Origin of the sequence: Aliiglaciecola sp. NS0011-25, assembly GCF_040370605.1 — a bacterium.
In the GTDB taxonomy this organism is placed as follows: domain Bacteria; phylum Pseudomonadota; class Gammaproteobacteria; order Enterobacterales; family Alteromonadaceae; genus Aliiglaciecola; species Aliiglaciecola lipolytica_A.
The window spans coordinates 23,867-37,352 of record NZ_BAABWR010000032.1 but is presented as its reverse complement, the minus strand read 5'-3'; the positions used below and the strand labels follow the sequence as shown (position 1 = coordinate 37,352).

The window sequence follows — 13,486 nt, the reverse complement described above, 5'->3', positions numbered from 1 at the left end:
AAAAATACAGTTGGCTGTTTTCACTCCGTTCAACATTTTAGCCAACTATATTTTTCCACTTAAGTAGGCGTTAGCTGCCACGGCGCAGTAATGCACAACATCCTGTACATGTGCTCATTTCCGATCTAAACTTGTCCCATATAATGTACAAGAGGGGTGCAAAATGAGAATTGTCTCTTTTACCGAAGCACGAAATGGTCTAAAAGCCGTTTTGGACAATGTAATCAACGATGCAGATACAACAGTAATCACTCGTCGTGACTCTGAGGATGCTGTTGTAATGTCATTAGATTACTACAACAGCCTTATGGAAACCGTTCATCTACTTCGTTCTCCAGTGAACGCTGAACACTTAAATCGTTCAATAGCACAGTTTAAAGCGGCAAAAACGATCCAGCGAGAACTTATTGATGAGTAACAGGTTGTTATCATGGACTGATGAAGCTTGGAATAGTTACGTTTATTGGCAGACTCAAGACAAGAAAACCTTGAAACGTATCAATAAGTTAATTTCGGATGTTATGCGTTCTCCATTTGATGGAATTGGAAAACCGGAACCTCTTAAAGAAAATCTTTCAGGTTTCTGGTCCCGCAGAATAGATGACACCAACCGTTTGGTATATGCCGTGGACGATACCGCAATTACGGTTATCTCGTGTCGTTACCATTACTAGTAGGTGAATAGATGCTCCCGAAGTATTGGAAGGACTTCATAGATTCAGCGGAAATTGAGAAAAAAGAAATACATATTCCTGCTAGCGCGGATCTATCTGAAATAGACGATGAGGGTGTTGATATCTACATTTTTAATGATGCGATGTCAGAAGATGAAGCAAATAACTGTTATCCCGGCATCGGCGTCAAATCTTCAGGTTATATTCCCGTTGCGGGGTGCCAGTCAGGCACTGGCGATCCGTATTTCATCAACATCAATGAAGGTGACGGCGGAACATTTTACCGCATTTACCATGATGAAGTCTTTGATGAAAACTACGATGTAAAGAGAGCAATCGACAAAGTTCTAAATAGCTATGAAGAGCTACGTAAATTTAAAATCACCTAACAAAGCCAGCCAGAGGGACAATGTAAAGTTATTCGTTAATCACAAATACATGGAGTAATTCACTTGGTCACTTGTTATCTCAATTACGTAATTGACCCCTATAAAGCTAAAGAATTTGAGCATTACGCTAAACTTTGGATACCGTTAGTAAATAAATTTGGTGGAACTCATCACGGATATTTTCTTCCTTCAGAGGGGGCTAACAACAAAGCCTTAGCCTTATTTTCTTTTCCTAGCTTGGCTGAGTACGAAGAATACCGAGTTAAATCACTTGCGGATGAAGAATGTATCAGTGCATTTAAATATGCAGAAGATACCAGGTGTATTTTAAGTTACGATAGAAGCTTCTTTCGTCCTATTTTCGAGTAAACGTTTAACAACTCAATAAATGTACTCACTGCGCTCATTGGGACGCATACACGCGGGGCGGTTTCGCCATTATATCCCACGTGCCTGCGCCCGTTATTGAAAAGTTGGTATGACTCTGGAGAGAGTAATGGATAAATATCTAGTTACTAAGGAAGAAATAGAAGAGCTTGAAGGTATTTCGAAAACCCATTTCCTTAATGATAACGCCAAAAGAATTAATAAGTCACTGGGCGATCTTACAGGCCTAACTGGATTCGGCTTTCACATTATCGAAATTCAACCCGGCCACGAATCTACAGAGTTTCATAAACACTACCATGAAGATGAATGCGTTTATGTACTCGAAGGTACAGCCGAAGCGCAAATAGGCCATGAAAAATATACAGTAAAACCCGGTGATTTTATCGGTTATCGTGCGGGTGGTGAGGCTCACGCTCTGCGCAATAACGGCAATTGTCTTTTAAAATGTATCGTAATTGGTCAGCGTTTGGAGCATGATGTTGGTGACTATCCAAAGCTGAATAAACGGATTTATCGTCAAAAGAATATGCCATGGAACCTTGTAGACATTGGGAATATCAGTGAGCCAAATGCGGGTAAAAAGTCATAATAAAGCCATCAATATGACCGCTTTACGCTGGGCTTCAATCGGCAAATTATGGCGGCGATATGCCTATCTTGCATTGGTGTGACCTATAAATGAATCGAACCTTTAAATACGAAACACCATCATGGGGCGCTAAGTTAATATGCTCAGTTTACGCTCTAATATCCGGAGCACTTTTAATAGCTTATGTTACTTATGAAGGCTGGTCGGATAATTCCCTATGGGTATTAAAGTATACTTTCGTGTTTTTAGGCTTGGCTTTTTTATTTGTATCGCTCAAGCCATCAAATTGGAAAGGCTGGGTATATTTCACAGCTGATGATAACGGAATACATTTCCCTTCATCCCCTTCAAGTGAAGAATCTGCATCCCTTGATGTAAGTTGGGAAAATGTCGGCAATATCAAACGAGAGAAGCTTTACGGTGGTGTTTATGGTATTTCAATTGAATTAAAGATTTCTCAATTAGACGTTGAGACTCATTTTCGTAATGTAGCCAACTCAAATAAAATATTAGGCTTTAATCAAATGAGAGGTGAATATTTCGTGATTGCGTATGCTAATAATGCATTCCAAAAATTACCTGATGTAATCCAACAACTTATTGATATAAAGGGTGCAAATATATCACAAGCTAATTAACGCATTCACTGCGTTCGCTGTGACGTAAACACACAGGGCGGCTTCGCCATTATGCCTCAGGCAACTGTGCTGCTTAGCTTAAAGTTATAGCGCGCAAGCCTTTAATTATATTGTTTAGCACAAAGGCTGGGCCTTTCCGTAATTCTGCGAGTCAACAACCGTTTTATCAACTTCAAATACTTACATCTAAAATGGTTGTCTCCAAACCGGTTCAATATACCTTCATCAATAGTTGTAATATTCTGGCAATTTGGTTTAGTCTAGGGTGGTTATTTTTACCAACGTTGTTGTGCTAATTGCTTGTGGCGGCAAATCCGTGATATTGAATCGCAATAGCAAACGTATGTTGCGGACACAAATTCGCTGGCTGAGGCTCATGCTTCGCCAAGTATAGCCAGCAAGCTTGCGCCGCTTATCTGAAACGGTAAGCACGAAAAGGAATTCGGTATGAAATGGTTATTTTGGACTTTATTGTTTCTGTCTTTTCTCTTGATAAATGAGACAACAGTTGAATGGCTATTAGCTGTTATTGTCGGCGGGTACGATCTTCAACTAGGCTTTGAACGTGCCACCCAATATTTCACTTTAGATAGTTTTTTGTTTTCAACTGTCTTTAGAATTGTTCCCTATATAGTGCTTTCTTTGGTTGCTCTTTTAACTAGCCTTAGAAGTTCTACAATCGGAAAAATCGCGCTTTACTGCTCACTTGCCACTATTTCCCTTTTCCACTTTTGGGGTTACTGGGATATGCAACATTCGCATTTTACGTCTGAACACACCTCATCTACTTCGGCATTAGCTATTATCTTTATTCCTATTCATGCCATTTGGCTTAGTGCCGTTGCTGGCGCATTAGGTTATGGTTTAGCTAAAGTCACTAGGTTAGTTAAATCGTGAATAACAAACCATTCAAGGCTCTCGCTGGGAGGCTATCACATCTATCACATGGGGTGCGTCACTTAGTTCCTAATTTTCGCCCATGTATTATTGCCCCTTAGTGGGAAGTTAGGTGTACAAGGTAGTCATGAATTGTAGTGAATTTAAAAAATGTTGGATCGAGGGTGATATCAAGGGTCTAGATTGTGATCAGAGAGAAGGCTCTAGATCACTTTTATTCATGCAATGCATGTAGTGATGCAGCATTAACTGCGACATTGAAATCGCGGGGAATCGATGTAGACCATTATCCTTGTGTGCATATGGCTCAGTATGCTGAGTTTCATTGTGTTCAACACCCAGATTCAAAAGACTGTCATGACGCCACTATAAAGTACAACGAAATATTTGATGAGTACTCAATTCCTCACGGAGACGGCAACAGTCAATTAACAATAAATAATTGTCCATGGTGTGCATCGAAACTTTCAGAAAGCAAGAGAGATTTATGGTTTGATATCCTTGAGTCAATTGGATATGACAATCCATGGCAGCAAGAAATACCCGAAAAATATAAATCAAAATTATGGCGTATACACAGCTAACACATATGAGCCTAAAGTTAGTCAATAGGTACTAGTGTGCTTTTGATCTATTTTCTAGTTCAATCTAAATCTTTGGGCTAAGCCGTTTATTTCATCTGTTATTGTGACTGTTAGGATATCGCTTACGGCAAACACATATAGAGTTGTACCAGTCTCCGGCTCTCTTATGCGATCTCATCTCAGCCTGCTTTTTCAATAAACGTATTGATAGCAGGGGCACTACGACTAACCGGATTTAGGAGGTAGAGCGAAGCAGGATGCCAGAGCCGAGACATTCATCGGTTACCCAGCACAGGCACTATTCAAGAGTATAGCTAGATCATGAATGGCTTTCATATACAAGGCATGACCTAATACGAAATCTATATTATGTTGTCGACAGAAGTCAGTTACCCAATACCAACAGTGCATACATCAACCCCCACGACGATATTGCCTAAATAAGGCTTAGTAAAGCCAGCAATTGTTTGGGTGAGTCCTTTACTTTTTTATGTACAAGCACCTCACTTTTATTATCAATAACGCAAACGTAAAGTAAGCGTGCGTGTAAATCTATTCCGCAATAGTAAGGATGTGTATTAGTATAAAAGTTCATTGAGCTTCTCCGTTTGGTTTTGTAATCTATCAGAGTAGTTGAAAAGTTACGCTGATTGAGGAGGCACAATGAGTATCAAAGCCTTGCACTGCACTAGTCGGTGAACGCGGCGTTAAGTTTTTGATAGCTTCTACAAATTACAACTTTAAAAAGGAAATTTTTAATAAAATGAAAGTAGTTAAATTTACATCATTAACTTTGATAGCCGTAATTATTGCATTAGCACTTTCTTATGAAAAAATTATCACAGGTGTCCTGTTGCCTCAGTACATTGACTGGGCATATGAAATAGATCGAAAAGGACTGGATATAGGCGTCCCCCTAGATAAAAAAGAGTTACTACTGGCATCTGAAATAGGGATTGTGCACCCAGAAAAAGTAAGGATTGTTTATGTTGACGAAGTTCCTTACCCTTATGAAAACTTCGCATTAAAGCTTTTTGGAGAAGCTGTTGGGCTTATTGGTGATGGAATAATTAACAATGCACAAGTTTTCGGGTATTCAATATACACTCGCAAAGACTTTGAGTTAAATAGACCCAAATTAGCCCATGAATTGGTGCATGTGTTGCAGATAGAAAGAGCAAGCTTGGATAAAGTCGTAACCCAACATTTTTCTGATATGGCGGAGTTCGGATACGATAAAGCACCGTTAGAAGTTGAAGCTTCTGAAGCTAACAAAAAATACAGTGGCAACTGGTAGCCAAAATGATATTTGGCAAAATAAAAACATAACAAACACAATGTGTTCATTCGCTGCGCTCATTGGGACGCATACTCGTTAGTTAGGCTCATTCTTTGTAAGTATAGCCAGCAAGCCTTTGCCCCATATGCAAATCGTTATACGAAGTATTAAGGCTATCGATGAAACTATTAACACTAATTTTGGGATTGTTACTTTGTGTCCATGTTAATGCTCAGAATAAAACCTGGACGTTCATTGAGGCAGGGACAATGTGCAGCATTCTCTCGACAGATAGTCTAGATATCACTGAACACGAAACAGTTGGATATTCGATAGCGTTTATCTATTCGAGTAAAGAGCACGAGTTAAATGAACATCTAAGGTCTATAAATTTAAAAACCAGCGAATACGTTTTACAATTTAATTTGTCAATTTACCGACCAGCAGATGTAGTAGGTTTTTTAGGTGAAAAAATTGATATCCCCGTCGAATTAAAAGTGGATGGCTCATTGCTTGAAGCTAATGAAAATGAATATAACACCACATACTATATGCGTGGTGAAAACGCCAAACGAATATTACAGAAGCTGGTAGATAGAAAAAAGATTTCTGCTTACGTGATTATTGGAAATTCTGAATATTTAATACCTGTTACAACATTTGGCGAAAATATTGATTTAAAGCTCAAATTACTTCAAGCCTGCGAAAATTATTTCGTATAACAAAGGGTTTAAAAACGGACACGCATAATTAGGATGTCCAATTTTAGTGGGTAACACCAGGAGTAAAGTAAATTTTGAGTCTAGGCGTAGTATGATAAAAAAGCTTAATAATACGACTAAAGAAGTTGCAGCTCAGATTTTTACAGTTTTTCAAAATTCTTATAAAATTGAGGCTCAACTTATTGGGACTATCAATTTTCCTCCTCTATTACGGAGGTCTAAAGATATAGAGAACTCAAAAACACAATTTTATGGCTTTATTGAAAATAAGTGTCTTGCTGGAGTTATAGAAATTGATCTAAAAGGTGAACACTTAGAAATTAATAGTTTAACTGTCGACCCAAATTATTTTAGAAAAGGTATCGCAAGCAAATTAATAAACCATGTTTTTGACACTTTTAATTTTTCTATAGCAAAAGTAGAAACAGCTGTTGTTAACTTACCTGCAATTAACTTATACAAGAAGCATGGTTTTGTTGAATTTAAAAGGTGGACACCAACTCATGGTATTGAAAAGTTAGCATTGTCGGTTAGTTGCTCTCTAATAAACTAATTAATAAAGACAAAAACAGTTGGCTGTTTTCGTTCCTCAACATTTTAGTCAACAATTTTTTGCCCATTATCTGGGCGGTATGGCTCCCTTTGTCAATTACAACCGAGTGTCTTTCTGACATTTTTTCGGTCCATAATTAGCTTTATTTCTCACTTAGAATAAATGAGCTAACGTATTGGATGAGGCAGTAATGTCATCGGTTGTCATGCTGGTATTCGTAGGTTATGCCACATTCCGCGGCATGTGCCGAATGCGTTCGCTGTGACAATTGCAGGGTTTAAATAGTCGTTATTGGGCAGCTGAAATTTAGGGGATGGGATTGAATATGATTGAGCAAAGTGTGCCTATACACGAAGATGATAAAAGTTCACCCGCTACAAGTATTGCACTTTAGCGGGCATTGCTACAGATAGGTTTTATTCGCCGTTTTGCACAGGCATTTTCGCCGCATCACGGTTTTCCCAACCGTGACCATTGAAAGGGTCAACACCTAATTGCTGCATAATATACGGAAAATCAACATTCACCCAGTTATCTACAATTTTGCCGTCAACCACTTTCCAAAAATCCATATAGCGAATCTCCACCCGCTTTCCTGTAGGCTCAATTCCCATGAATGTTCCAGTATGTACGGCTTCTTGACGGCCAAAAGCAGCACACCACTCTCCTTGGGTAACACGGGCTTCGTCAATGCATACTTTGTCAGAAAAAGCGGCTTGAAAGGGGCGCTGCCAATTGTCTTGAAACTCTTTCAACCCTTGCTTAAATCCACATCCCGCGTTTCCCATCCAGCGAAAACTCTCACTGAAAAAACGACCCATATTGTCAATATCATGATCATTCAACCCTTCTACCATGGCATCTATAGTATCTATGGTGTCTTGTGTTTTAGATAAATCGTTGTCTTTTGTAAGGATACCTTGTTCTGGACGAGAACCTTTCATCTAACATCTCCTGAAAAGTAAAAATTTCGTTTAATGACCGCCAAGCAAGAATACTGTTAGGTCGTTTTAAATGTATAAGTACAAGAACGAAAGCTGGGTAAATCACTCATGCGATTACCCAGCTTCAATAGTTATTTAAATAAGCGCAGCGCGCCTAATATTAGTCAAACTTGTATTGTAAGCTGACACCGTATGTACGTGGATTATTCCAGTTTGCTTGAACTGAGTTGATTGGTAGACCATTCAGAACTTGCGACTGAACTACCGCACGAGTTAACACTTGTTCGTCAGTTAAATTGTTCGCAAAAAAGTCGATGTTCAAGTTTTCGTTTAATTCCCACGAGATGCGAGCTGTCACCATGGCGTGAGCATCAACTTTTGTCTCTGGAATGTTAATGTCGAACGCGTAATGTTCATCAACAAAGTTCACATGTAGGTAAGGCGTTAGATAGCCACCATTTTGCAGAGCATATTCATAACGTGCACTCAACCCCAAAGTATAATCTGGCGACATGGCTGGGGAGTAACCTGCAAAGCTAAACTGACTATTAGGGCCATTGATATCTTGACGACCATCAATATTTCCTAATCCTAGTAGCGGTTGTAGCTGTGAATTTCCTACCGCAAAATCATCAGCAAACTCGGCATTAAGTAGCGCAAGCGTTGCATTCAGGGTTAGTTCGCTAAGTGGACGCCATTCCAAATCAGCTTCTAGGCCATAGGTGTCAACCTGACCACCGTTTTCATAATATTCAAAGGTAGTACTTACCCCTGTAGATACGCACTGGGCAACGGTAAGATCCGTAGTTGTGTCGTTACATGAAACAGCAAAAAGCTGTGCTTTTACATCATCGTATTGGTTAGCAAATGCCGACACGTTAAAGCGCAGTGTGTTGTCCAACAAAAAACTCTTTAAACCGATTTCATAAGAAATAACTTCTTCGTTGTCGTACAAGGCGTCAGCTCCACGATCAACTACGCGCTCATCGTTCGCTCCACCTGTGCGATAACCAGTCGCAGCGCTGGCGTAAACCATTACGTCTTTGGCAACATCAAACTCGTAAGCTAATTTCCACAATACTGCAGAGTCATCCCAATCTGGAATTGAATCACCCGTAAAGGTTTTCTCGTCTTTATTGTAGCGAAGCCCTACTAACATGCGGTTGCTATCGTTAAGTTGATAACGCGCTTGACCAAATACAGCAATAGAATCTACCTCGTGCGGATCGTAGTTTGGGTTACCCCACGAAGGAACCGTGATTGAATCAGGTTCACCATTGCCTGTTGTATCTTCAGGCCACAACCATTCCCAGTCAGCTTCTTGTGAGAACAAATACACGCCCGTTATCCATGAAAAGGGGCTATCACTTTCCACTGATGCCAACTGCAATTCAGTAGAAAACGCTTTTTGGTCATCTTGGCGCCCAAAGCCACCAACAAAATCTACCCCTCCGTCGCTGTAATCGTTATCGAAAAACTGCTCACCAGATAGCTCTGAATAGTTGGTGGTCCACTTCGCGTTGGCCCAGTCCATAGCCCAATCAAGGGTAAGGGTTGCCGACCACGTTTCTTGATTATCAAAAGACACCGCATTTCTATAAACATCGTAAGGGCCTTCATCATCTCGCTCAGCGTCAGCTGGCTGATAAATATGCCCAGATGATACAATGGCATTCGGGTTATAAATACCAGAGCCTGGCTCGGTTTCAGATATTTGGTAACCGGCTGTTTGTTGGTAGCCCCAAATTGCTTCTGAGTTAGCATCTTTCTTGCTGTAATCAATGCGAAAAAGGGCTGTAAAATCATCTGAGAACTCGTACTTTGTGGTGTTGCGCAAATAGAATTGATTCTTTTCACGTAAATCATCCGAAGAGCCTCGAAGAAAATGATTTTCAATCATGCCGTCGTGTCGGTCATGACTCATTACAAACCGCGTTGCCGCTTTATCGCTAAGTGGTAAGTTTAATATGGCTTCATAGGCTGAACGGTCAAAGCTACCATGGGTTAGTTTAGCTGAGCCACTTGTATAACCTAGTTCAGGCTGTTTTGAGATCACGTTAATACTGCCCGCGAACGTATTTCTTCCGTATAAGGTCCCTTGTGGCCCTCGCAATACTTCTATACGCTCAACATCAACATACGCCCCTAATCCACCCGTAGTGGTTGGCACGTAAATACCATCTTGAAATATACCAACGACTTGTTCTGCAATACCGGTTCCTGCCACACCTACTTCGTTGGTACGTGCACCACGCATAGCGGGGCGAACTTCACCACCGGAACTACCTATTCTCAATCCTGGAACGACATTTTCAAGGCCACTTATATCTTCAATGCCATTACGAACTATGTCGTCTGCGCTTAAGGCACTTACTGAAGACGAAACCTCCTGTAAATCCTGAGACTGCCTGTTAGCCGTTACCTGAATGCGCTCAACACCCGCTGAATTTACTTCGCTATCAGAGGTTTCTTGCTGGGCGTTTGTGCAAAAACTAACACCAATTAGAAGTGCACTTTGAATGGCACGGGAGAGGTATGTTGTATGGTTCGTTCGTTTATCTCTTTTCATCGTGATAGTTCCCGGATTATTAAAACCTTATCTGCAGTAACCGTTAATGCACTGCGCTTTTTAAACCATATATAACGCCAATTCTCGCCACGCAATATTAGTTTGTTTTATTTTTGGCTTAATAAACATACAACTCTAATAACTTCGAAGTCAATAAAAATCTTAATAACTTGTTGTATTATGAATCTTTAGTTTTCATAAAAAACTGAATAAGGGTTTTAAATTGTTGATATTTATAGTGTTTTATTATGTTGGTGATTTGGTTTCTGTTATGATTTCGAAGTAATTTTTTTGACTTCGAGTCATTGTGACTGGTCTAATCAGAGATGGTGTTGGAGTAATTTACACCCTGTGATGAGGCGTAGGAAGAAAGTTTATTAAACCGACAAAGGGCAATATAGTTTGCTCAAAGCCAACCCGACACAGAAGTCTTCTATACTGGATTGGCACTAAAATGAATGAGACAACTTATGTACTCTTAGTTGATATTTTTACGTGGTGTAAACTTGCGCCTAGCTGTATGTAGTTGTGCGCGCCAAAATATCCAAACCTTGTTGTTTTAGCCAGTAAGGCACATCCATTAACACCCAATTTTCCAATAGCTTATCGCCTTTGCGGTAATACACATCAACCACCCGCATATCAGCGCGAATACTCGAAGCTGGCATACCAAACAAGCCTCCGCCAGCCGTGTTAGATAAATTTGGCCATCCAAAGAAACACGCAAAACCGCCTTCACTAAAACGCGCCACATGACCATTAAAAACCTTATCTTTCAATCCCTTGCGAAATGGAAACATGTGTTGCTGTTGGTAGCGCTCTATGGTGTAAGTTGCGCCTATCCCCGCTGGACCATACCAGACCATGTCTTCGCTCCAGCACTTGGCTAAAAGCTCTGGTGGACAATTGTCGTTGCCCGATTTATTCAGTGAATCGAGATCTTTCACCATCTCTTCGACAAGTTCTAAGGTCTTTTTAGACTCAGCAGGATCTTGGTCTTCAAATAGCAATCCATTATGGTCACATGGGCCCGGATAAACAAAACTATGACCAGTCTCAACCGGCAAAGGATTAAGTCCAACCTGCTGCATTAACGCTATTAAATCGAAGAAAATGGCGTGACTTACTATCTTATTACCTGATATTTCGAAAAACTCTGCGTAGCGTAAAAAAGCCAGTTTTCCGGTGCTTCTTATATTAAGAAAAGGGGCGTCAAAGAGTCCAGCAAAGTGGCCCATAGACATTACCCATTTACCATCGCCGACACAGTTGTCACCCGCCATAAATACATCTTCACGGCGCTTCATACGTGTAAAGCTCTGCTTTAAGGGGACCCACAATCTTTCTACTAATTGCGCTGGCGTAGTGCAGATATCAAACGGGTACCAAGCATAAACTTTAGCATTATCAGTGATATAAGATTCAATTACTTCTTTTACATCACTGACCTGACTTTCGTCAAAGGCTGCTTGGTAGGACCTAACAATGGCTTTTTCGCTACTAAAATTCATGTCTCGCACCTTCTTTGTTTAAGAATTTGTCAAATATCGATTGAAATAATTAATGACTTCGAAGTCATTATGTATTAGGTTGAGCATTGTTGTAAATAAAAAGCGCGCTCATCAAGCAGACAGAGTAAAGAATATGACTGAAAATTTTGGCGTTTTAAACTGGTCTATCCTAGGCGGATACATCATTGCGAACCTTCTACTTGGTTTAGTAATAGGTAAAAATATAAAAAATTCCGACGATTTTTATCTCGGGCAAAAGCAAACCCCGTGGTGGGCAATAGGTATTTCGGTTATTGCCACATACGTCAGTGCCATGACCTTTCTGGGGGCTCCTGCGTGGGCCTATTCAGAAGGTTTGTCAGTGATAGCGCTGCACCTAAATTATCCGCTGGTTATTATGGCCGTCATTATCTTTTTCTTTCCTTTCTTTTATAACGCAGGCGTGGCGTCAATCTACGACTATCAAGAACGAAGATTCGGGAAACGCGCCCGAGCCATGGTGTCGAGTATTTTTATACTAAGCCAAGTTATGAGCTCAGCAGCCATTCTCTATGCTACGTCTCTTGTGTTGTCTTTTATAACCGGTGTGCCTGTTATGTGGTCTATTGTGATTGTTACTGCGATAGCGCTTATCTATACCATGATGGGGGGGATTACCGCGGTTATTTGGACTGATGTTATTCAGTCAATCATTTTATTCGTGGGGGCTGGTATTATCATGTACGCCCTGTTGGAAAGCGGTGACACTACGCTTTCTTCATCAATGACCGAGCTTAAAGCTCAGGGCAAGCTCAACCCCCTTAACTGGGACTTCGATTTTACCGAAGAGACCACGGTCTGGAGTGGTATTATCGCCATGACGCTCTATCACATCACGGTTTACGGTACTAATCAAATGATGGTGCAGCGCACATTGGCAGCGAAGAACATCGGAGATGCCAAAAAGTCTTACTTGCTAATGGGCTTTTGCGCGTTTTTTATCTACTTCTTTTTTATCGTTCTTGGTGTCTTGTTCTATGACTTTTATCAAGGTAAAGAGTTTGATAACAGCAATACTATTATTTTAGAGTTTGCTGCTGACTACGGTTTACCCGGGCTAATGGGGATAATCGCCGCCGCGGTAATGGCCGCTTCCATGTCGAGTTTAGATTCGTCGTTTAATTCCCTGTCTACGGTTGCGACAATCGATTTTTACAGAAAGTACTTTAAAAAAGACGCCTCTGAAGCTCATTACCTTAAAGCTTCACGTTTCTTCACCTTATTATTTGCAGTCCTTATCATCTTTCCGGCCATTGGTTACCACCTGTACAGTGAAGGGTCAATTTTAGAAATCCTTTCCAAAGTAGGCTCGTATTTTGTTGGCGCGCAAATGGGGATGTTCTTTTTGGGCTTTTTCTCTAAACAAACCACTGAAAACGGACTTATTGTCGGCACGATAAGCGGTTTTATCGTAGTGACATTAGTTGCACTAAACACTGATATTGCATGGCCTTGGTACTGCATCATAGGCGCAAGCGCCAACATTGTGGTGTCTATCATTGCAAGCCGCCTTATTGATGGAGTACAAAGCGACTACAACGCCTACACCATTAAAGGGCAGCAAGAGTATTTTGCGCGCGAAGGGCTCGACGAGAAAGAGCAGGGATGGTATCGCGTGCCGGGTCGTATCGATCCCATTAACTACATATTGTTTGGGTTCTTCATACTCACAATTGTGTTCTTATTTTCACTTCAATTTATGTTTTAA

The 13,486-nt window shown here is 40.6% G+C and carries 15 protein-coding genes and 1 pseudogene; 12 read left to right on the top strand and 4 right to left on the bottom strand.

Going from position 1 to position 13,486, the window contains the following annotated elements:
• The first annotated feature begins 163 nt into the window (after positions 1 to 163).
• From ABWV72_RS20105 to ABWV72_RS20070, 8 genes are all read left to right on the top strand, one after another.
• Positions 164 to 418, top strand: coding sequence for a type II toxin-antitoxin system Phd/YefM family antitoxin (locus ABWV72_RS20105; protein ID WP_342806050.1), 255 nt, complete (start codon positions 164 to 166; stop codon positions 416 to 418).
• Complete coding sequence (locus ABWV72_RS20100) at positions 411 to 674, top strand: Txe/YoeB family addiction module toxin (RefSeq protein ID WP_216029729.1); 264 nt, start codon at positions 411 to 413, stop codon at positions 672 to 674. The genes ABWV72_RS20105 and ABWV72_RS20100 overlap by 8 nt, the downstream gene beginning before the upstream one ends.
• 11 nt (positions 675 to 685) lie before the next feature.
• Positions 686 to 1,063 (top strand): hypothetical protein, encoded by a 378-nt coding sequence (locus ABWV72_RS20095; protein WP_353372722.1) that lies wholly within the window; start codon positions 686 to 688, stop codon positions 1,061 to 1,063.
• A gap of 63 nt (positions 1,064 to 1,126) precedes the next feature.
• Positions 1,127 to 1,432, top strand: a complete 306-nt coding sequence (locus tag ABWV72_RS20090; protein WP_342806046.1) for an NIPSNAP family protein — start codon at positions 1,127 to 1,129, stop codon at positions 1,430 to 1,432.
• Between the two features lie 127 nt (positions 1,433 to 1,559).
• Complete coding sequence (locus tag ABWV72_RS20085; RefSeq protein WP_353372719.1) at positions 1,560 to 2,042, top strand: cupin domain-containing protein; 483 nt, start codon at positions 1,560 to 1,562, stop codon at positions 2,040 to 2,042.
• Between the two features lie 89 nt (positions 2,043 to 2,131).
• Positions 2,132 to 2,680 (top strand): hypothetical protein, encoded by a 549-nt coding sequence (locus ABWV72_RS20080; RefSeq protein WP_216049437.1) that lies wholly within the window; start codon positions 2,132 to 2,134, stop codon positions 2,678 to 2,680.
• Between the two features lie 447 nt (positions 2,681 to 3,127).
• On the top strand, positions 3,128 to 3,577 hold the full coding sequence (locus ABWV72_RS20075; protein WP_353372717.1) for a hypothetical protein: 450 nt from the start codon (positions 3,128 to 3,130) through the stop codon (positions 3,575 to 3,577).
• A 185-nt stretch (positions 3,578 to 3,762) separates the two neighbouring features.
• Positions 3,763 to 4,161, top strand: coding sequence for a DUF6980 family protein (locus ABWV72_RS20070; RefSeq protein ID WP_252729320.1), 399 nt, complete (start codon positions 3,763 to 3,765; stop codon positions 4,159 to 4,161).
• Positions 4,162 to 4,482: 321 nt separating this feature from the next.
• On the opposite strand, the pseudogene ABWV72_RS20065 reads toward ABWV72_RS20070, so the two are convergent.
• A pseudogene (locus ABWV72_RS20065) lies at positions 4,483 to 4,756 on the bottom strand (IS110 family transposase); the annotation flags it as partial.
• 168 nt (positions 4,757 to 4,924) lie between these two features.
• Here ABWV72_RS20065 and ABWV72_RS20060 point away from each other — a divergent pair.
• The 3 genes from ABWV72_RS20060 (at position 4,925) to ABWV72_RS20050 (ending at position 6,715) form a co-directional block, all read left to right on the top strand.
• Entirely contained in the window at positions 4,925 to 5,458 is a 534-nt protein-coding gene (locus ABWV72_RS20060) for a hypothetical protein (protein ID WP_216049439.1), read from the top strand.
• A 161-nt stretch (positions 5,459 to 5,619) separates the two neighbouring features.
• On the top strand, positions 5,620 to 6,162 hold the full coding sequence (locus ABWV72_RS20055) for a hypothetical protein (RefSeq protein ID WP_353372714.1): 543 nt from the start codon (positions 5,620 to 5,622) through the stop codon (positions 6,160 to 6,162).
• Positions 6,163 to 6,253: 91 nt separating this feature from the next.
• On the top strand, positions 6,254 to 6,715 hold the full coding sequence (locus ABWV72_RS20050) for a GNAT family N-acetyltransferase (RefSeq protein ID WP_353372712.1): 462 nt from the start codon (positions 6,254 to 6,256) through the stop codon (positions 6,713 to 6,715).
• A 416-nt stretch (positions 6,716 to 7,131) separates the two neighbouring features.
• On the opposite strand, the gene ABWV72_RS20045 is transcribed toward ABWV72_RS20050, so the two are convergent.
• The 3 genes from ABWV72_RS20045 to ABWV72_RS20035 all read right to left on the bottom strand — a co-directional run bounded on the left by ABWV72_RS20045 (position 7,132) and on the right by ABWV72_RS20035 (position 11,739).
• A complete protein-coding gene (locus ABWV72_RS20045) occupies positions 7,132 to 7,659 on the bottom strand; it encodes an ester cyclase (RefSeq protein WP_353372710.1) in 528 nt (175 codons plus the stop codon).
• 160 nt (positions 7,660 to 7,819) lie between these two features.
• Positions 7,820 to 10,228, bottom strand: a complete 2,409-nt coding sequence (locus ABWV72_RS20040) for a TonB-dependent receptor (RefSeq protein ID WP_353372708.1) — start codon at positions 10,226 to 10,228, stop codon at positions 7,820 to 7,822.
• 512 nt (positions 10,229 to 10,740) lie between these two features.
• A complete protein-coding gene (locus ABWV72_RS20035; RefSeq protein WP_353372706.1) occupies positions 10,741 to 11,739 on the bottom strand; it encodes an ester cyclase in 999 nt (332 codons plus the stop codon).
• Positions 11,740 to 11,872: 133 nt separating this feature from the next.
• Between ABWV72_RS20035 and ABWV72_RS20030 the strand changes: the two genes are divergently transcribed.
• Positions 11,873 to 13,486: a sodium:solute symporter family protein gene (locus ABWV72_RS20030; RefSeq protein WP_353372704.1), complete on the top strand. Its 1,614-nt coding sequence runs from the start codon at positions 11,873 to 11,875 to the stop codon at positions 13,484 to 13,486.

Bases quoted from the DNA above. Each gene is read 5' to 3' on its own strand.
- ABWV72_RS20050 (WP_353372712.1), top strand. From the start codon at position 6,254: ATGATAAAAAAGCTTAATAATACGACTAAAGAAGTTGCAGCTCAGATT.
- ABWV72_RS20040 (WP_353372708.1), bottom strand. From the start codon at position 10,228: ATGAAAAGAGATAAACGAACGAACCATACAACATACCTCTCCCGTGCC.
- ABWV72_RS20105 (WP_342806050.1), top strand. From the start codon at position 164: ATGAGAATTGTCTCTTTTACCGAAGCACGAAATGGTCTAAAAGCCGTT.
- ABWV72_RS20085 (WP_353372719.1), top strand. From the start codon at position 1,560: ATGGATAAATATCTAGTTACTAAGGAAGAAATAGAAGAGCTTGAAGGT.
- ABWV72_RS20080 (WP_216049437.1), top strand. From the start codon at position 2,132: ATGAATCGAACCTTTAAATACGAAACACCATCATGGGGCGCTAAGTTA.
- ABWV72_RS20045 (WP_353372710.1), bottom strand. From the start codon at position 7,659: ATGAAAGGTTCTCGTCCAGAACAAGGTATCCTTACAAAAGACAACGAT.
- ABWV72_RS20055 (WP_353372714.1), top strand. From the start codon at position 5,620: ATGAAACTATTAACACTAATTTTGGGATTGTTACTTTGTGTCCATGTT.
- ABWV72_RS20060 (WP_216049439.1), top strand. From the start codon at position 4,925: ATGAAAGTAGTTAAATTTACATCATTAACTTTGATAGCCGTAATTATT.
- ABWV72_RS20030 (WP_353372704.1), top strand. From the start codon at position 11,873: ATGACTGAAAATTTTGGCGTTTTAAACTGGTCTATCCTAGGCGGATAC.
- ABWV72_RS20075 (WP_353372717.1), top strand. From the start codon at position 3,128: ATGAAATGGTTATTTTGGACTTTATTGTTTCTGTCTTTTCTCTTGATA.
- ABWV72_RS20100 (WP_216029729.1), top strand. From the start codon at position 411: ATGAGTAACAGGTTGTTATCATGGACTGATGAAGCTTGGAATAGTTAC.
- ABWV72_RS20095 (WP_353372722.1), top strand. From the start codon at position 686: ATGCTCCCGAAGTATTGGAAGGACTTCATAGATTCAGCGGAAATTGAG.
- ABWV72_RS20035 (WP_353372706.1), bottom strand. From the start codon at position 11,739: ATGAATTTTAGTAGCGAAAAAGCCATTGTTAGGTCCTACCAAGCAGCC.